This is a genomic window from Nonomuraea sp. NPDC050451, from assembly GCF_044458585.1.
In genome coordinates, this window is record NZ_JBITHZ010000001.1 from 1,234,324 (window position 1) to 1,251,387 (window position 17,064).

The window sequence follows — 17,064 nt, forward strand, 5'->3', positions numbered from 1 at the left end:
GAGGCAGTTCTTTTACGGCTGAAGGAGACCTGATGACGGAGATCGACAACCGGCCCGGAAGCGCGAAGCCGGTGGTGGCGGTGTTCGGCGCCTACGGGCACACCGCCCGGTTCGTGACGGCGGAGCTGCTGGAGCGCGGTTGGACGCCGGTGCTGTCGGGGCGGGACGCGGTGAAGCTGGAGGCGGCGGCCGCCGCGCACCCCGGCGTGGAGTGGAGGGTCGCCTCGGTCGACGACCCGGCCTCGCTCGACCGCGCGATCGACGGCGCGGCAGCGGTGATCAACTGTGCCGGGCCGTTCGGCGACACCGCGCCGCCGCTGATCGAGGCCGCGCTGCGCGCCGGGATCCACTACCTGGACGTCACCGGCGAGACCCTGGTCGCGATGAGCACTTTCGACACCTACCGGGACGACCCGCGGGTGAAGGAGGCGGGCATCGTGGTGGCACCGGTGATGGCGTTCTACGGCGCGCTGGGCGACCTGCTCGCGACCGTCGCGATGGGCGACTGGCCGGCGGCCGACGACATCTCGATCGCGGTGGCCCTGGACAGCTGGCACCCGACCCCGGGCACCCTGCTGGCCGGACAGCGCCGGGCCGGGCGGCGGGTGGTCTTCTCGGACCACCACCTGCACGTCGTCGCGGCCGACGAGCCGCAGCCGAAGGGGACCTGGACGTTCTCCGACCCGTTCGGCACGCAGGACGTCGTGGGGCAGTTCTCCAGCGCCGACGTGGTCACCGTCTCCCGCCACCTGGACACCCCGCGGATCGACGCCTTCCTGAACGTCGCCCCGCTGAAGGACCTCAGCGACCCCGAGACCAAGGGGCCGCAGGCGGCCGACGCCGACGGGCGATCGGACCAGGTCTTCCTGGTCGAGGTCGTCGTCCGCCGGGGGGACGAGCGGCGACGGGTGTCGGCGCGCGGCCGCGACATCTACGCCATCACCGCGCCGATCGTGGTGGAGGCCGCCGAGCGGATCCTGACCGGCCGCGGCCGGGCCACCGGGGTCGTCACCGCCGGGGAGATCTTCGATGTCGAGGACTTCCTGCGGTCCCTGCCGCTGGACGAGCTGTCGCTGGGCGGCGAGTGAAAAGGTCCCGCCCTATTGGGAACGCCGTGGCAATCGACGTACGACGACGCCGACGAATCTCCCCATCGGGACGTATCCGTGGTGTCGTGAATCGTAAGAACGCGTGAGATTGTCGCCCAGGACCAGCAGATTCCCGGGCGGTACGGCGGTTTCCGCGAGCCCGGGGAATTCGACGGGCCGCACCGGGTCGCCGGGCACCGCCACCGCCCGTTTGATGATGAAATCCGGCTCTTCCCATTGAACGTGGGCCGGTATTCGGTCCCGTTCGATGAGCACCACCTGGCCCCGCCGTACCCGGGCGAACGGCACGCGCCGGACCAGCACCCGGTCGCCGGACTCGTACGCCGGCTCCATGCTCGGACCGCTCACGGTGACGAGCAGGTGCTGCCTGCGCACCCACAGCAGGCAGGCACCTCCGAGCAGGGCCAGGACGACGATCACCACGTCACGGGCAGTCGGTCCCGAGGCTCGCGCACCCGCAGCGGTGCCCGCTGATGCAGTCGTAGCACAGCTTGCCCCGGTAGTTGCGGTTGCCGATCCAGATGCAGCAGGGAATGCATTCGCAGTTGCACCGATCGATGGCGGACGCCGTCGCCTGCGGGACGACTTTCTGGAGAAGCCGATCGCTCAATTGCTCCAGCAGTGCTTTCACGATCACCTCCGGTGTGGGGTTGTTTCGGATATTGTCGCCGTTCGGGCTTTCCGGAGCCTGTCGTGGTTCTGTCGATCGACGACAGACGCGCGACAGGTCCGGGAAAGCAGCGGAGGTCATAATTCCTGGGAAATTCTCAAATGCGGTCAGCGTGAAGGGAATATCGCCCATGGTGTTCATCTCGGTGGCAGTGATCCTCGTCGGGGCACTGTGCCTGCTCGACCTGCTGCTGACGTTCGGCGTCATCCGCCGGCTCCGCGCGCACACCGCCGAGCTGGAGCGGCTCGGCAACAACGGGGTGTGGACGAGCGACCTCATCCCCGCCCCGGGCTACAAGGTCGGCGACCTCGCCGTGTCGACGATCGACGGCGAGCCGGTCTCCGCCGGGACGTTCACGGAGCAGACCCTCGTGGCGTTCTTCGCGCAAGGGTGCTCGGCCTGCGAGGACAAGCTTCCGGGGTTCGTGAGCCAGGCCGGGGCCGTGCCCGGCGGCCGAGACCGGGTGCTCGCGGTCGTCTCGGGGGAGCCCGCCCAGATGACGGAGACGATCGACGCCCTGGCCACCGTGGCGCGCGTGGTCGCCGGGCAGCAGGCCGCGCCCGTGATCGATGCCTTCGCGGTGCGGGCGTTCCCCACGTTCAGCCTGGTCGAAGCCGGTACGGTGCTCGCCAGCGACAACGACCTCGCCCGCCTCCCGGCGCCGTCCAGGGCATGAGCCCGCGCCACTCCGCGATGCCGTCCGGCCTCGCCCAGGTGGTGTCACTGGTATGGCGCTCGGCCCCCGGCCACCTGCTGGGCCATCTCGCGCTGACGGCGGCCGGCGTCGCGATCCCGATCGCGACCGTGTGGCTGACCAAGCTGATCGTGGACGAGCTGGCGTCCCGTCCGTCCTGGGACCTGCTGTGGCCGCCGGCGGCCGGCCTGGCCCTGGCCGGTCTGCTGGGCGCGGGCATCCCGCTGGCCGGCCGGTATCTCGTGGCCGAGGCCGACCGCAGGACGGCGCTCAATGCCCAGGACGAGCTGTTCGCCGCCCTCGGCCGGCTGACGGGGCTGGCCCGGTTCGAAGACCCGCCGTTCCTGGACCGGCTGCGGCTCGCCCAGCAGAGCGCCGCTTCCCCGGTGCGCATCGTGGAATCGGTCCTCGGCCTGGGGCGCAGCGTCCTGACGGGGCTGGGCCTGCTCGGCTCGGTGACCGTGATCAGTCCGCTCGTCACGGTCGTCGTGCTGGTGTCGGGCCTGCCCATGCTCCTCGTGGAGCTGCGCCTGGCCCGGCAGCGGGCATCGATGATGCGCGACATCAGCCCGGCCCAGCGGCGGGAGATGTTCTACGGGGAACTGCTCGGGAGCGGGAACGCGGCCAAGGAGGTACGGCTGCTCGGCCTCGGCGGGTTCCTGCGCGGGCGGATGCGTGCCGAGCTGGAGCTGTCCAACACCGCACAGCGGGCCATGGACCGGCGCGAGTTCGCCATGCAGAGCGCCCTGGTGTCGCTGTCGGCGCTGGTCTCCGGATTCGGCCTGATCTGGGTGATCGTCCTGGTGACGAGCGGCCGGGGAACGGCCGGAGACGTGGCCCTGCTCATCGGCGCGCTGGGCGGCGTCCAAGGGGCGCTCGCGGGCGCGGTGGCCGCCACGGCCGGCGCGCACCACCAGCTCCTGACGTTCGGCCACTACCTGGCGGTGATCCACGCCGGACCGGACCTGCCCGAGCCCGCCACCCCGCGGCGCCTGACCGGCCTGCGGCGCGGCATCGAGCTGCGCGACGTGTGGTTCCGCTACAGCGACGAGCACCCGTGGATCCTGCGGGGCGTGAACCTGTCGATCCCGCACGGCGGCTCCGTGGCCCTGGTCGGGCTCAACGGATCAGGCAAGAGCACCCTGGTCAAGCTGCTGTGCCGCTTCTACGACCCCGTACGGGGAACCATCCTGTGGGACGGTTCCGACATCCGTGACGTTCCGCCCGAGGAGCTCCGGGCCCGGATCGGCGCGGTGTTCCAGGACTTCGTGAACTACGACTTCAGCGCCGCCGACAACATCGCCGTCGGCGACCTCACGGCCCGCGGCGACCTGCCCCGGATCGAGTCCGCCGGGCGCCAGGCAGGCGTGCACGACGCGCTGCGGAGCCTTCCCCGCGGTTACGGCACCCTGCTGACCAGGATGTATTTCGGCCTGGCCGACCGCGACGACGACAGCACCGGCGTGGTGTTGTCGGGCGGGCAGTGGCAGCGGATCGCCCTGGCGCGGGCGTTCCTGCGGGCCGATCGCGACCTGATGATCCTGGACGAGCCGAGCGCGGGGCTGGACGCCGAGGCCGAGCACGACGTGCACGCCAGGTTGCGGGAGATCCGGGCCGGCCGGACGAGCCTGCTCATCTCCCACCGGCTCGGCGCCGTTCGGGACGCGGATCTCATCGCGGTCCTCTCCGATGGCATGATCGTCGAACGCGGGCGGCACGCCGACCTGATGGCGGCCGGCGGGACCTATCGCCGCCTGTTCACCCTCCAGGCGTCCGGCTACGCGGCGGCTCAGTACAGCCAGCGGTAGGAGCGCACCACGTCCGCCGCGTCGCGGTCGGCCGCCCAGGCGGCGTCGGAGACGCGTACCGCCCGGAAGGCGTCGGCCAGCTCCTCGCCCAGCGCGGACCGGATGCGCTCGTTGGTCAGCAGCGCGCCGAGCTGCTCCTCGACGGTGGTGGGCAGCCGGCGGATGCCGCGTTCGGCCCGCCGCCCGTCGGTCCAGGTGCCGGGGTCCTCCTGCACCGGGTCGGGGGGCGTGAGACCGTCCTCGATGCCGGCGACGCCCGCGGCGATCACGGTGGCGAGCGCGAGATAGGGGTTGGCCGCGGCGTCCGACGGCTTGAGCTCGACGTTGGCGTGCCCGGCGCCGAGCAGGGGAGTGGCCGGTACGAGCCGCAGCGCCGCCTCCCGGTTCTCCACGCCCCAGAACGTGTACGCACCCGACCAGTAACCGGGCCGCAGCCGTTGCAGCGAGGACAGGCTGGGCGCGGTGACGGCCACGACGGCGGGCAGGTCGCGCAGCAGGCCGGCCAGGTAGGCGCCGCCCTCGGCGGTCATGCCCGCGGGACCGTCCCCGCCGGACAGCAGGTTCGTCCCGGCGCGGTACAGCGAGGTGTGCAGATGCCAGCCGTTGCCCACCTGCCCGAGGGTGACCAACGGGGCGAAGCTCGCCCGCAAGCCCCGCCCCGGCGGCGGCTGATCGCCGTGGATCGGCGTGCCGTCACGGTTGGCGGCACGCCGGTCATTCGGCGATGATGATCGCCGCAGCCCGCTGAAGGAGGCATTCTGCGCCCTGACATGAACCAGGTAGACGGGGACCGCGCGGGCGAAAGGGACTTCCGGCGCCTGTGGGCGGGCACGACCGTGAGCCAGCTGGGCTCGGCGGTGAGCATGGTCGCCCTGCCCGTGGTCGCCATCACCGTGCTGAACGCCACGGCTTTCCAGGTCGCCTTGTTGTCGGTGATTCAGGCGGTCACAATTGTCGTCGTCGCATTTCCCGCGGGGCGGTATATCGAATTCCGGGCCAAACGCCCGGTCATGATCTGGTCAGATATCGCCAGATGTTTTTTGATGTTCAGCATTCCGATCGCGGCGTTCTCCGGGCTGCTGACATTCGCTCACCTCTGTGTCGCCGCTCTGGGCAACGCCGCCGGCCAGATCGCCTCGTCCGGGGCGGCGCAGGCGCATCTGAAGGCTCTCGTCCCCGCCGAGAGGCTCATGAGCGCCAACAGCCGCCTGGAGTCGACGCGCTGGCTGAGCGTGCTGGTCGGCCCGTCCCTGGCCGGTCCGCTCATCGGCTTCCTGTCGGCGGTCGGCGCGCTGATCGTCGACGCCGTGTCGTTCGTGGTGAGCGCCTGGTCGATCCGGTCGCTGCGCACGCCCGAGCCGCCGCCGCCCGCGCGCGAGCCGAGCCCCTCCCGGCGCGAGGAGCTGTTCGCCGGGTGGAGCTTCGTACGGACGCATCCGGTCCTGCGGTGGATGTTCGCGAGCTGGCTCGTCTTCGCCGGCGCGAGCGCGATGGCGACGCCGCTGAGCTCGCTGTTCTACCTGCGCGACCTCGGGTTCACCCCCTGGCAGTACGGCCTGCTCATGGGGCTCCCTTCGCTCGGCGGCTTCCTCGGCGCGCGGCTCGCGCCGAGGCTGAGCAGGCGATTCGGCCTGGTCCGCGGCCTGTGGTGGGTGAGCCTCTGGCGCGGCCCCTGGTACGCGCTCGTCCCGCTGGCGTCACCCGGCACCGCGGGCCTGATCCTTTGCGGGTTCGGCTTCGCGGGCGTGCTGTTCTTCTCCGGCCTGGCGAACTCCACCATGACGACCTACCGCCAGCTCGGCACCCCGGACCACCTGCTGGCCAGGGTGTCGACGCTCTGGATCTTCGCCACGAACGTCACGCAGCCGGTCTTCATCGCCTTCGGCGGCCTGGTCGCGAGCACGCTCGGCACGCGGGCGGGCCTGTTCCTGGTCGCGGCCTTCATGTGCGTGTCCGCGCTGTTCCTGCCCTGGCGCTCGGAAGATCACGCCTGAGACCCCAGCCGGGCGCGCAGCCCGAGCAGGACGTCGATCACCAGGAACGCCGCCAGCGAGATGCCCATCAGCGGCAGGAAGATCCCGACGGCCACGGTCAGCAGGGCGAGCGGCGCCAGCAGGGCCCAGTGCACGTTCCGCCAGCCGCCCCGAGGGTACGGCTTGCCGAAGCCGCGGGTGGGCCGGCGGCGCCACCACATGCGGTAGCCGAGCACGATCAGCGTGATCAGGCCGATGGCCAGGAGCGCCAGGAGGATCTGGTTGGCCAGGCCGAACAGCAGGCCCATGTGCCCGTCGATGCCCCACCGGGCGAGCTTGGCGGCCAGCGAGTAGTCGGCGAAGCGCAGCTCGGCCGTCACCTGGCCGGTGGTGGCGTCGACGGCGACCTGGTCCAGGCGGGTGGGCGCGGTCTTGTCGATCTCCTTCACCAGGTAGGGCCCGCCGGCCTTGGCGGGCCAGGTGATCTCCAGCGGGCCGGACAGCCCCTTGGCGGCGGCCGCCTGGGCGACGCGGTCCACCCCGACGTCGGCTCCGCCGGCGTGGTGCCCTGCGGTTGCGGTGTGCGCGGCGTGGTCGCCGCCCGAGACGTCGATCGACGGAGTCGTCCAGTCGAGCGCCGCGCGCAGCTCGTCGACGTTCTCCCCGGCGTACTTCGACCAGGTCAGGCCGGTGGCGGACAGGAACAGCAGGCCGAGCACCGCCCACAGGCCGACCGAGCCGTGCCAGGACAGCGTGCGGCGCAGGCCGCCGGCGGCGCGGTCGGGGACGATGAGGTGGCGCCGGTTGCGGCGACGCCGGGCGACCCAGAGGATCAGACCGCCGAGCGCGACCACCCACAGCCAGCTGGCGGCCAGCTCGCTGTAGATCCGCCCGGGCTCGCCCAGGTGGAGCTGGCGGTGGAGGGTGGAGATCCAGGCGCGTACGGGCAGCGCTCCGGAGCTGCCGTAGCTTTCCAGCGTGCCGTGCACCTGGCCGGTGTGGGGATCGACGAACACCGCCAGCTGGGTGCTCTCGGCCAGCCCCGGCTGGTTGATCAGCACGCGGGTGGTCTGGCCCGGTTCGGCACCCGGCCGTACCGCGGTGACGGTGCCCTGGGGGTGGGCCGCGCGGGCGGCCGTGATCTGGGCGCTGAGGGGGAGGCTGGTCCTGCCCGCGGGCGCGGTGAGCTCGTGCTGGTAGACGACCTGCTCGATCTGGTACGAGGCGGCGTACAGCAGGCCGGTGCACGCGGCGACGAGCAGGAAGGGGGCGATGAGGACGCCCGCGTAGAAGTGCAGCCGCAGCACCAGCGGGCGCAGCGCGGCCCAGGCGGTGCGCTCACGGGACGGCGGGGGGACGTGATCGACGGTATCGCTGACGTCGGCGGTCGAGGTCATCAGGCGTTTCTCCACTCACAGGGCGACGCGCACACGGGTACGCGCGCTCTCGACAAGGGTTCGAGGTCCGCCAGGCCGTTCACAGGGCGTGGCGGAACACGGGCCGGCGGCCCGAAAGGGATCAGATGAGGGAGAGACGCACCGGCGGGCCCCGCCGGAAGTTCGCCGCCGCGAACAGGCGCTGGCGGAAGGCGTCGTGGTCGTCCCACGCCGCGGGCCGGCCGCCGTGCGGGCTGGGCTCGACCAGCCCGCCCGTCAGGACCGACAGGACGTTCCACCAGCGGCCGACGGACGCGACGGCGAGATGGAGCAGCGTGGCGAGAGCGGACTCGCCCCGCGCCAGCCACCATGCCGAAATGACCGCCGTCATGGCGTGCACCAGGAACATGCCCACGCCCGGGGCGTGCTCATGAGGCGGCGACACGTCGGCGCGGCCCGCGCCGAACAGGAGATGCATGCCGTACTGGGCGGCGAAGCACGCCGCGAGCAGGACCTCCATGCCGCGCTGGCGGCCACCGAGCACGAACGCGCCCGTCCACGTCAGCGCGAGCGCGCCGAGCAACGTGCCCGTGCGCACCGGATCGCCGCCGGCCAGTCCATGCAGGGCGGCCGAAACCAGCACGCAGACCGCCGCGAACATCGCGGCGCGTATTGCGCGCAAGAAGGGCTGACCGACATGCACCCGGTCATAGTGCCATGTGATCGTGAATTCGTATACACGAAAATCGGATCTTAAAAATTCGCTTGTCGCTTGAACCCGATGGCGGGAACCCGCGTATCTCTCCTAAAGGCGAGCCATGAGCGCGCCTGGTGGTTTTACGGGAAAGGTTCGCGCCAATGACCCTGTCCGTCGCGGTTAACGGAATGAGCTGTGGCTGCAGTGCCTCGACGATCCGGGCACAGGTCCTGCCACTGCGGGGCGTCGAGCGGGTGGAGGTGGACGTGCTGGGGGGCCGCGTCACCGTGAGCGGAGGCCCGCTGCTCGAGGAGTCGCAGGTGCGGGCGGCGATCGTCGAGGCGGGATACAAGGTGGCCTCCTGATCGTCCGCGGTGAGAGACGCCTGATCTGAAGACGGCGGCGCCGGTGTGCGAAGATCTGTCCGCGATGGGTCCGTTGTCGGTGATGCGGTGGGTGCGCGCGGCGAGCTTCGCCGCCACGTGCGCCGCCCTGGCCATGCTCGGGCACCTGGCGGGTGGGGGCTACTTCGACGCGGTGTCGACACTGGGCGGCTTCCTGCTCCTGCTGCCGGCCGCGCTGGCCTTGACCGGGCGTGAGCGCAGCCTGGGCGCCATCCTGCCCGCGACGGCCTTGTCGCAGGTCATCCTGCACGTCCTGCTGAGTCAGGGCGCCGCCCACCACGCGATGGCCTCCTTCGGGGCCGTCCCGGGCGTGGCGCAACTCCACCACGGAGGCTCCCCGAGCTTCGGGATGCTGGTCATGCACGCGCTGGGCGTGCTGGTGACCTCCGCCTGGCTGCGGTGGGTCGAGTCGGGCCTGTGCGCCCTGGTCCGGCAGGTGGCCGGACGGGTGCTGCGCCCGCTGCTGGTCCTGGTTTTCACGGTGGCCGGGTGCACGGCCGCCGGGCCGAGGGCGATCGCGTACGCGGGTGAGGACGAAACCCCGCCGATTCGCGCCTTCCTCCGATACGCCCTGATAGGTCGGGCACCTCCTGGAGCGCACGGAGGGACCGCCTGATCCGGTGCCGGCCATTCGCGCCGGTTCCCGGGGTTGTTCCCTCATGCCTTTCCCGACACCGGGCGTGCCGTAGAGCCGTCCGGGCGTCGCGCGTTGCCGCGATGCGCCGGTCACCGCTGTGACCGGCGCCGGTCTCGCGTGCCTCCAGACTCGATCTCGAAGAGAGCATCATCGATGAACCCTTGTCATGTGCGCCGCCCGCTGGCCGCCGCGCTGTGCGCGCTGGTGGCCCTGACCGCGGCCGGCTGCGGTGACCCCGGCCGCCCCGCGAGCGGAGCCGCCGCCGTCCCCACCACGTCCGGCTACCCCCTGACCTTCGACAACTGCGGCCTGCGCGTCACCTTCCGGAAGCCGCCCCAGCGCGTGCTGATCCTCAACGGCACCAGCGTGGCCGAGGTGGAGAGCTTCATCATGCTCGGCCTGGACAAGAGTGTCCTGGCCAACGCCCAGAGCTACGGCGTCTCCGACGACCCCGCGATGATCGGCAGGATCAAGGCGCTGCCGACCGGCGGGCTGACGATGAACAAGAACTTCGACGTCCCCGCCGAGCAGGTGCTCAAGCTCAAGCCGGATCTGGTGGTGTCCACCTGGTCCGGCGGGTTCGACGCCAAGAGGGGCTTCGCCACCCGCGAGCAGCTCGCCGCCGCTGGGATCACCTCGCTGGTCAACCCCGTCAACTGCGCGATGGGCAAGCCCGAGGCCACGGAGGAGGAGAAGCGCGCCTACCGCAACCAGTCGATCAACTCCTCGCTGGAGTTCCTCGCGCTGCTGGGGCGCGTCTTCAACGTTCAGGACCGTGCCGCCGACCTGATCGGCAAGCTGCGCGCCCGCGTCGAGACCGTACGGGCGCGGGTCGCGGGCCGGCCCGCCAAGAAGGTCCTCATCGCCTATCCCGGCATGGCCATGATGAACGCCAACGGGCTGCCTGCCGTGATGACCGGCGGCATCTACGACGACGTGATCAAGGCCGCCGGCGGCGTCAACGCCTTCGCCGGGCAGAGCTCGGACACGACCCGTACCCTCAACACCGAGCAGCTCGCCACCGCCCAGGTGGACGTGCTCGTGGTCGGGCAGTTCACGCCGGACGAGAAGCCCGAGGCGGAGGCGGCCAAGCTGTTCGCCGCCTACCCGCACTGGGCCGCGTCCAAGTCCAGGACGTACGCGGTGGTCTCCGACGGGGTGTATCTCGGCCCGCTCAACGCCGCGGCCGTGGAGAAGCTCTCCAAGGTGGTCCACCCCGGTGACTGACACCCTCACACCCGCACCGGCCACCAGGGCCGCGCCGTCGCGGCGCCCGCACCTCGTCTCCGGGCCCGCCATCGGGCTGCTGCTGGCCGCCCTGGTTGTCGCGCTGGTCGCGGCCCTGGTGGTGGGCATCTCCGTCGGCTCGGTCAACCTTCCGCTCGGCCAGGTCTGGGGCGTGGTCTGGGCCCACCTGACCGGGCGCGGCGCGCAGGCCGACCCGCTGCTCAGCCAGGTCGTCTGGGACCTGCGCACCCCTCGGGCGCTGCTGGCCGCGCTCGCCGGGGCCGGCCTGTCGGTGGCCGGGGTCGCGCTGCAGTCCCTGGTGCGCAACCCGCTCGCCGACCCGTACGTGCTGGGCGTGTCCTCGGCCGCCTCGCTCGGGGCCGTGCTGGTCCCCGCGCTGGGCAGCGCCGTGCTCGCCGGGACGCTCGGCGTCACCGGGGCCGCCTTCGCCGCCGCCCTGCTGTCGGCGCTGCTGGTGTACGTGCTGGCGCAGCGGGCGGGCCGGCTGCTGGACTCCTGGCTGGTGCTGACCGGGGTGGCCGTGGGTTACCTCTGTTCGGCGGCCACCACGTTCGTGCAGCTCCAGCTCAACCCGACCGAGCTGCAGGGCATGATGTTCTGGCTGATGGGCAGCGTCGCGGGGGCGTCCTGGGCCGACCTGGGCGTGCCCGCCCTGATCGTCGTCTGCTGCCTGGCCTGGCTGTCCCTGCAGGCCCGCGCGCTGAACGCGCTGCTGGCCGGGGAGGAGGCCGCCATCGCCGTCGGCGTGCCGGTGGCGGTGCTGCGGATCGGGCTGCTCGTGGCCGGCTCGCTGCTGACGGCCACCGTCGTCAGCGTCGTCGGCGGCATCGGCTTCATCGGGCTGATGGTCCCGCACATGGCCAGGTTCGTCGTCGGAGCCGACCACCGCCGCGTGCTGCCCGTGTCGCTGCTGGCCGGGGCGCTGTTCCTGGTGCTGGTGGACCTGGCGGCCCGCATCGCCGACCGGCCCAACGAGCTGCCGGTGGGCATCTTCACCACCGGGCTCGGCGTGCCGTTCTTCCTGTGGCTGCTGCGCCGCCGATCGAGTGGAGGCACCGATGCGGCTTGACCTGGCCGGCGTCAGCGCCCAGATCGACGCCCGTCCCATCGTCAGCGACGTCCATCTGACCGCCGGGCCGGGCGAGTTCGTCGCGCTCATCGGCCCGAACGGCAGCGGCAAGTCCACCCTGCTGCGGACCGTCTACCGGTCGCTGCGCCCGTCCGGCGGCGTGGTCCGGCTCGACGGGCAGGACCTGTGGCGGATGCGGCCCCGCCAGGCCGCCCGCCACCGGGCCGTGCTGCCCCAGCACAGTCAGGTCGCCGACGGGCTGTCCGCCGCCGACGTCGTCGGCACCGGCCGCCACAGCCACCAGCGGCTGCTCGACCGGGAGAACGCCGCCGACCGCGCGGCGGTCGCCACCGCGCTGGAACGGGTGGGCATGGCCTGGGCGGCCGACCGGCTGATGACGACGCTGTCGGGCGGGGAGCGGCAACGCGTGCTGCTCGCCCGCGCGCTGGCCCAGCAGGCGCCGCTGCTGGTGCTCGACGAACCCACCAACCATCTGGACGTCGGCTCCCAGCTCCTGCTGCTGGATCTGATCCGCTCCCTCGGCCTGACCCTGCTGGCCGCCCTGCACGACCTCGACCAGGCCGCCGCCTACGCCGACCAGGTCGTCGTCCTGCGCGACGGCCGGGTCGCCGGGCACGGCCCGCCCCTGGAGGTGCTGACACCGGCGTTCATCGAGGAGGTCTTCGGCGTGCGCGCGCACATCAGCCCGCACCCGATAACCGGCCGCCCGCACATCGCCGTGGCGTCACCCGCACTGTGAGAACGCGCCGGCCGGTCCCTGGGCCGGCCGGCGCCCAGCTCAGTGGCCCGCGTGCTGATGTGGCTTGGCCGCGACCCACTCCCTGGCCGCCTCGGCGCGATCGCGCAGTGTGGCGAGCAGCTCGGCCAGGTTCTCGTGGTCCATGTACGACGTCTTGCCGATGTCGTCGATGTGAGTGGTCACCTGGCCGGACAGGCCGGTCACCTCGCTGAGTGATGCGATGATTTCGCGTGTCTCCGCAGCGTTCAGATCGCACATGGCCTCACCGTACGCATCGCGGGGCCGGTCGCACATAGGCGGGCGAGCGAGGATTCCCGAGCCAACAGGCAAGAAAGGTGCACTTTCCCACGCGGTGCTTTATCGATAAAGTAGCCGCCGCCGCTTACCGAGAAAAGGTGTGAACCATGAGTGACGCTGTCGTGTCCGCCGTGCTCAACGTTGACGTCAAAGGCCCCGTGATCAGCAGGCATGTGTACGGCCACTTCGCCGAGCACCTGGGCCGGTGCATCTACGGCGGCTTCTACGTGGGCGAGGACAGCGACATCCCGAACGCCGGGGGCATCCGGCTGGACGTCGTCGAAGCCCTGCGCGCCTTGAACATCCCGAACCTTCGCTGGCCCGGCGGCTGCTTCGCCGACGAGTACCACTGGATGGACGGCATCGGCCCGAAGGAGCAGCGCCCGGCGATGGTGAACACCCACTGGGGCAACGTCGAGGAGAACAACCACTTCGGCACCCACGAGTTCATGGCCCTGTGCGAGCTGCTCGGCGCCGAGCCGTACATCAACGGCAACGTGGGCTCCGGCACGGTCAAGGAGATGAGCGACTGGGTCGAGTACCTCACCCGCGACGGCGACTCCCCGATGGTCCGCCTGCGCAAGGCCAACGGCCGTGACGAGCCCTGGCGGGTCCGCTTCTGGGGCCTCGGCAACGAGGCCTGGGGCTGCGGGGGCAACATGACCGCGCAGCACTACGCCGACGAGGCGCGCCGGTACGCCACGTTCTGCCGCGACCACGGCGACAACCGGCTGTACCGCATCGCCGCCGGCGCGAACTCCGACGACTACACCTGGACGGAGACCCTCATGAAGGCGCTCGGCCACCTCGGCTGCGCGCGCCGGCCCGCCGGGTTCTTCCAGGCCCTGTCGCTGCACTACTACACGATCGCGGGCACCTGGCAGGACAAGGGCGCCGCCACGGTGTTCGACACCGACGAGTACTACCGGACCATGGTCAAGGCCGCCCACACCGACGAGCTGCTCACCGGCCACTCCAACGTGATGGACTGCTACGACCCGCACAAGACCGTCGGCCTGATCATGGACGAGTGGGGCACGTGGTGGAACGTCGAGCCGGGCACCAACCCCGGCTTCCTCTACCAGCAGAACACGCTCCGGGACGCGCTGGTCGCGAGCCTGCACTTCGACATCTTCCACCGCCACGCCGACCGGCTGGTGATGGCCAACATCGCCCAGACGGTGAACGTGCTCCAGGCGATGATCCTGACCGACCCCGACTCGGGAGCGCTCGTGCTCACCCCGACGTACCACGTGTTCGAGATGAACAAGGGACACCAGGACGCCGCGTCGCTGCGGGTCGATCTCCTGTCGGACGTGCCCACCCGCGAGGTCGGGCCGGACACGCTGGCGACCGTCTCGCTGTCGGCGAGCCGCAAGGACGACAAGGTGCTCATCTCGCTGTCCAACCTGGACGCGGCCGACGCGGCCGACGTCGAGCTGGACCTGCGCGGGGGCACCGTCGGCGGGGTCGCCTCGCGGATCCTCACCGCCGGGGCGCCGCAGACCCACAACACGCCCGACGCGCCCGCCGCCGTCGCCCCGCGCTCCCACGAGCAGGTCACGGTCACCGGTACGCGTCTGCGGGTCCACCTGCCCGCCCACTCCTTCGTCACCGTGGAGGTCGACGTCGCCTGAAGGCGGCGCCCTTGTGGGGCGCAGTAAGCTCGAACGAGCGGCGGCCACAGTCGGAAGCGGCCGGATCGGATCCGGCCGCAGGGGCAGGACCTGAGGAGCGGCATGGTCACCATGGGCGACGTCGCCAAGTTGTCCGGGGTGTCGAAGATGACGGTCTCCAACGTCATCAACGACCGCGCCGGAGTCAGCGACGAGGTCCGCCGCCGCGTGCTCGAAGCGATCCGCCAGTCGGGCTACCGCGTCAACGTCTCCGCCCGTACCCTCAGGTCCGGGCGGACCGGCGTCATCGGGCTGGCCGTTCCCGAGATCGACCGGCCCTACTTCGGCCAGCTCGCCGCCCACGTGATCGACGAGGCGCGGAGGCACGGCTTCGACGTCGCGATCGAGCAGACCGGGGCGGCCGCGGCCGGGGAGATCGACGCGATCTCCCATTCGTGCACCCTGCAGTTCGACGGGCTGATCCTCAGCGCGGTCGGGATCGACCCCCAGGACTCGCGGCTGACCGGCGGCGACTACCCGATCGTGATGCTCGGCGAGCAGGACTTCGCCGCCCGGTTCGACCACGTCGCCATGCCCAACGAGGAAGGCGCGAAAGCGGCGACCACGCATCTGATCGACCGCGGATGCCGCCGGATCGCGATGGTCACCGGCGATTCCCTCGACGGCGTCAACGTGGTGACGCGCCGCTACCAGGGCTATCTGGCCGGGCTGGCTGAGCGGGGAATCGACCCCGATCCGGCGCTGCTGTTCGCCTTCAGCGGGATGACGCTCGAATCGGGTCGCGAGGCGGCCTACCGGCTCGTCGATTCCGGCGTCGAGGTCGACGGCGTGGTCGCGGTGAGCGACACCGTCGCCCAGGGAGTCTTCCGGGGCCTCGCCGACCGCGGCGTCCGGGTGCCCGACGACATCCGCCTCGTCGGGTACGACGACATCCCCGAGGCGGCGTACATGGTGCCCTCGCTGTCCACCGTGGCCCCCGACCACCGGTGGATGGCCGCGAAGGCGGTCGAACTGGTGACCGCCCGCATCCGGGACCCGTCCCGCCCGGCCGGCGAGTACACCGCGCCCTTCGAGCTGATGGTCCGCGAGTCCACCCGCTGACGTCCCCGGCCCGCGGTGACCAGGTGACCTCCCGCAGCTGCGCCCCTAACATTTGGACATTCCTGACAGAGAGGAAGTCCCCATGACCGATTCCCCGATCCCGCGCTTCCATCTGGCCATGCCGGTCGACGACCTGGCCGCCGCGCGCCGCTTCTACGGCGAGATGCTGGGCCTTGAGCAGGGCCGCAGTTCCGACTCCTGGGTGGACTGGAGCCTGCACGGCCACCAGTTCGTGACGCACCTGGCGCCGGCCCGCGCGCAGCGGATCCACAACCCGGTCGACGGCCACGACGTCCCCGTGCCGCATTTCGGCCTGATCCTGACGATCCCCGAGTTCCACCGGCTCGCCGACCGGCTGCGGGCGGCGGACGTCGCGTTCGTCATCGAGCCTTATGTGCGTTTCGAGGGGCAGGCGGGGGAGCAGTGGACGATGTTCCTGCTCGACCCCGCCGGGAACGCGCTGGAGTTCAAGGCGTTCGCCGACGACTCCCAGATCTTCGCCGTCTGATCGGCCCGGCACCGCCGCCGCTCGCCGGTTGACCTCAATTCCGGTTGAGGTTGCACGCTATGGGGGTCATGTCGAAAACAGGCGGGAGTGAGCGGTAATGCGGGTGGTTCGGGTGATCGGGTTCGGCGGGCCTGAGGTGCTGGTGCCCGGGGAGGCGCCGGATCCGGTGGCCGGGCCGGGGCAGGTCGTGGTCGAGGTGGCGGTGGCGGGCATGACGTTCGTCGAGACGCAGATCCGGCGCGGCACCGACAAGTGGCATGCCCGGCCGGAGTTGCCGTACGTGCCGGGCGGGCTGGTGGCCGGCCGGGTGAGCTCGGCCGGGGAAGAGGTGGATCCGGCGTGGGTGGGCCGGCGGGTCATCGCCGGGACGGGCGAGACCGGCGGTTTCGCCGAGCGGGCCGTGGCCGCGGTCGAGGACCTGTTTCCGGTGCCGGACGGCCTGGGGTTGCCGGAGGCCGTCGCCCTGCACAGCGACGGCAGCACCGCGCAGGGACTGATCGAGGGGGCCAAGGTCCGTCCCGGCGAGTGGGTGCTGGTCGAGGCGGCGGCCGGCGGCGTCGGCAGCCTGCTGGTGCAGCTGGCCCGTACGGCGGGCGCGCGCGTCGTCGGGGCCGCCCGCGGATCGCGGAAGCTCGACCTGATCCGGGAGCTGGGCGCCGAAGCCGCGGTCGACTACTCCGAACCGGGCTGGACCGAGCGGGTCCTGGAGGCGACCGGCGGGGCGGGGCCGGATGTGGTCTTCGACGGCGTCGGCGGGGAGATCGGGCGGGCCGCGTTCGAGGTGACGGCCCGGGGCGGACGCTTCTCGGTGCACGGCGCCTCCAGCGGCGAGGTCACCGTCATCGACGCCGCGCAGGCGCTCCGCAAGGACGTGGACGTGATCGGCATCGAGCAGCTCTTCGACTTCGGGCCGCACGTGGTGCGGTGGGCGGAGCAGATGATGGCGCAGGCGGCCGCGGGGCTCGTCCGGCCGGTCATCGGGCAGACCTTCCCCTTGGAGCGCGCCGCCGACGCACACGCCGCGATCGAATATCGCACGGCCCTGGGGAAGACCCTCCTGCTGATCTGACAGCGCC

19 protein-coding genes are annotated in these 17,064 nt (G+C 71.5%); 13 read left to right on the forward strand and 6 right to left on the reverse strand.

Going from position 1 to position 17,064, the window contains the following annotated elements:
• Positions 1-32: 32 nt before the first annotated feature.
• Entirely contained in the window at positions 33-1,088 is a 1,056-nt protein-coding gene (locus ACIBI9_RS05740; protein WP_397220750.1) for a saccharopine dehydrogenase family protein, read from the forward strand.
• 12 nt (positions 1,089-1,100) lie between these two features.
• Here the strand turns inward: ACIBI9_RS05740 and ACIBI9_RS05745 are convergent, their stop codons facing one another.
• Together ACIBI9_RS05745 and ACIBI9_RS05750 are read right to left on the reverse strand one after the other, a co-directional pair.
• Positions 1,101-1,532, reverse strand: a complete 432-nt coding sequence (locus tag ACIBI9_RS05745; protein WP_397220751.1) for a S26 family signal peptidase — start codon at positions 1,530-1,532, stop codon at positions 1,101-1,103.
• A gap of 1 nt (position 1,533) precedes the next feature.
• Positions 1,534-1,920, reverse strand: coding sequence for a hypothetical protein (locus ACIBI9_RS05750; RefSeq protein ID WP_397220752.1), 387 nt, complete (start codon positions 1,918-1,920; stop codon positions 1,534-1,536).
• Here ACIBI9_RS05750 and ACIBI9_RS05755 point away from each other — a divergent pair.
• Positions 1,910-2,455 (forward strand): hypothetical protein, encoded by a 546-nt coding sequence (locus ACIBI9_RS05755; RefSeq protein ID WP_397220753.1) that lies wholly within the window; start codon positions 1,910-1,912, stop codon positions 2,453-2,455. The two genes, ACIBI9_RS05750 and ACIBI9_RS05755, sit on opposite strands and share 11 nt — an antisense overlap.
• Positions 2,452-4,281 carry an ABC transporter ATP-binding protein gene (locus tag ACIBI9_RS05760; protein WP_397220754.1) on the forward strand — a complete coding sequence of 610 codons (1,830 nt, stop codon included), beginning with the start codon at positions 2,452-2,454 and terminating at the stop codon, positions 4,279-4,281. The genes ACIBI9_RS05755 and ACIBI9_RS05760 overlap by 4 nt, the downstream gene beginning before the upstream one ends.
• Here the strand turns inward: ACIBI9_RS05760 and ACIBI9_RS05765 are convergent.
• Positions 4,263-4,931: a hypothetical protein gene (locus tag ACIBI9_RS05765; protein WP_397220755.1), complete on the reverse strand. Its 669-nt coding sequence runs from the start codon at positions 4,929-4,931 to the stop codon at positions 4,263-4,265. The two genes, ACIBI9_RS05760 and ACIBI9_RS05765, sit on opposite strands and share 19 nt — an antisense overlap.
• Positions 4,932-5,051: 120 nt before the next feature.
• Between ACIBI9_RS05765 and ACIBI9_RS05770 the strand changes: the two genes are divergently transcribed.
• Positions 5,052-6,275: an MFS transporter gene (locus ACIBI9_RS05770; protein ID WP_397220756.1), complete on the forward strand. Its 1,224-nt coding sequence runs from the start codon at positions 5,052-5,054 to the stop codon at positions 6,273-6,275.
• On the opposite strand, the gene ACIBI9_RS05775 is transcribed toward ACIBI9_RS05770, so the two are convergent.
• Both ACIBI9_RS05775 and ACIBI9_RS05780 read right to left on the reverse strand, forming a co-directional pair.
• On the reverse strand, positions 6,266-7,651 hold the full coding sequence (locus ACIBI9_RS05775) for a PepSY-associated TM helix domain-containing protein (RefSeq protein ID WP_397220757.1): 1,386 nt from the start codon (positions 7,649-7,651) through the stop codon (positions 6,266-6,268). The genes ACIBI9_RS05770 and ACIBI9_RS05775 overlap by 10 nt on opposite strands.
• Before the next feature lie 121 nt (positions 7,652-7,772).
• Positions 7,773-8,312: a hypothetical protein gene (locus ACIBI9_RS05780; protein ID WP_397220758.1), complete on the reverse strand. Its 540-nt coding sequence runs from the start codon at positions 8,310-8,312 to the stop codon at positions 7,773-7,775.
• A 176-nt stretch (positions 8,313-8,488) separates the two neighbouring features.
• On the opposite strand from ACIBI9_RS05780, the gene ACIBI9_RS05785 reads away from it, so the two are divergent.
• The 5 genes from ACIBI9_RS05785 (at position 8,489) to ACIBI9_RS05805 (ending at position 12,445) form a co-directional block, all read left to right on the forward strand.
• The gene (locus tag ACIBI9_RS05785) at positions 8,489-8,692 is read left to right on the forward strand and encodes a heavy-metal-associated domain-containing protein (protein WP_387559112.1); all 204 of its coding nucleotides are present in this window, start codon (positions 8,489-8,491) and stop codon (positions 8,690-8,692) included.
• 64 nt (positions 8,693-8,756) lie between these two features.
• Positions 8,757-9,347 carry a hypothetical protein gene (locus ACIBI9_RS05790; RefSeq protein ID WP_397220759.1) on the forward strand — a complete coding sequence of 197 codons (591 nt, stop codon included), beginning with the start codon at positions 8,757-8,759 and terminating at the stop codon, positions 9,345-9,347.
• Between the two features lie 189 nt (positions 9,348-9,536).
• Positions 9,537-10,595, forward strand: coding sequence for an ABC transporter substrate-binding protein (locus tag ACIBI9_RS05795; RefSeq protein ID WP_397220760.1), 1,059 nt, complete (start codon positions 9,537-9,539; stop codon positions 10,593-10,595).
• Positions 10,588-11,685 (forward strand): FecCD family ABC transporter permease, encoded by a 1,098-nt coding sequence (locus ACIBI9_RS05800; RefSeq protein ID WP_397220761.1) that lies wholly within the window; start codon positions 10,588-10,590, stop codon positions 11,683-11,685. The genes ACIBI9_RS05795 and ACIBI9_RS05800 overlap by 8 nt, the downstream gene beginning before the upstream one ends.
• Positions 11,675-12,445 (forward strand): ABC transporter ATP-binding protein, encoded by a 771-nt coding sequence (locus ACIBI9_RS05805; protein ID WP_397220762.1) that lies wholly within the window; start codon positions 11,675-11,677, stop codon positions 12,443-12,445. Before ACIBI9_RS05800 ends, ACIBI9_RS05805 begins: the two co-directional genes overlap by 11 nt.
• A 39-nt stretch (positions 12,446-12,484) precedes the next feature.
• Here the strand turns inward: ACIBI9_RS05805 and ACIBI9_RS05810 are convergent, their stop codons facing one another.
• Positions 12,485-12,703, reverse strand: coding sequence for a hypothetical protein (locus tag ACIBI9_RS05810; RefSeq protein ID WP_397220763.1), 219 nt, complete (start codon positions 12,701-12,703; stop codon positions 12,485-12,487).
• A 146-nt stretch (positions 12,704-12,849) separates the two neighbouring features.
• Here ACIBI9_RS05810 and ACIBI9_RS05815 point away from each other — a divergent pair, with 146 nt between their 5' ends.
• The 4 genes from ACIBI9_RS05815 to ACIBI9_RS05830 all read left to right on the forward strand — a co-directional run bounded on the left by ACIBI9_RS05815 (position 12,850) and on the right by ACIBI9_RS05830 (position 17,057).
• Complete coding sequence (locus ACIBI9_RS05815; RefSeq protein WP_397220764.1) at positions 12,850-14,379, forward strand: alpha-N-arabinofuranosidase; 1,530 nt, start codon at positions 12,850-12,852, stop codon at positions 14,377-14,379.
• Between the two features lie 102 nt (positions 14,380-14,481).
• Positions 14,482-15,480, forward strand: coding sequence for a LacI family DNA-binding transcriptional regulator (locus ACIBI9_RS05820; protein ID WP_397220765.1), 999 nt, complete (start codon positions 14,482-14,484; stop codon positions 15,478-15,480).
• A gap of 82 nt (positions 15,481-15,562) precedes the next feature.
• Complete coding sequence (locus ACIBI9_RS05825; RefSeq protein ID WP_397220766.1) at positions 15,563-15,988, forward strand: VOC family protein; 426 nt, start codon at positions 15,563-15,565, stop codon at positions 15,986-15,988.
• 97 nt (positions 15,989-16,085) lie between these two features.
• Positions 16,086-17,057: a zinc-binding dehydrogenase gene (locus ACIBI9_RS05830; RefSeq protein WP_397220767.1), complete on the forward strand. Its 972-nt coding sequence runs from the start codon at positions 16,086-16,088 to the stop codon at positions 17,055-17,057.
• Positions 17,058-17,064 lie beyond the last annotated feature (7 nt).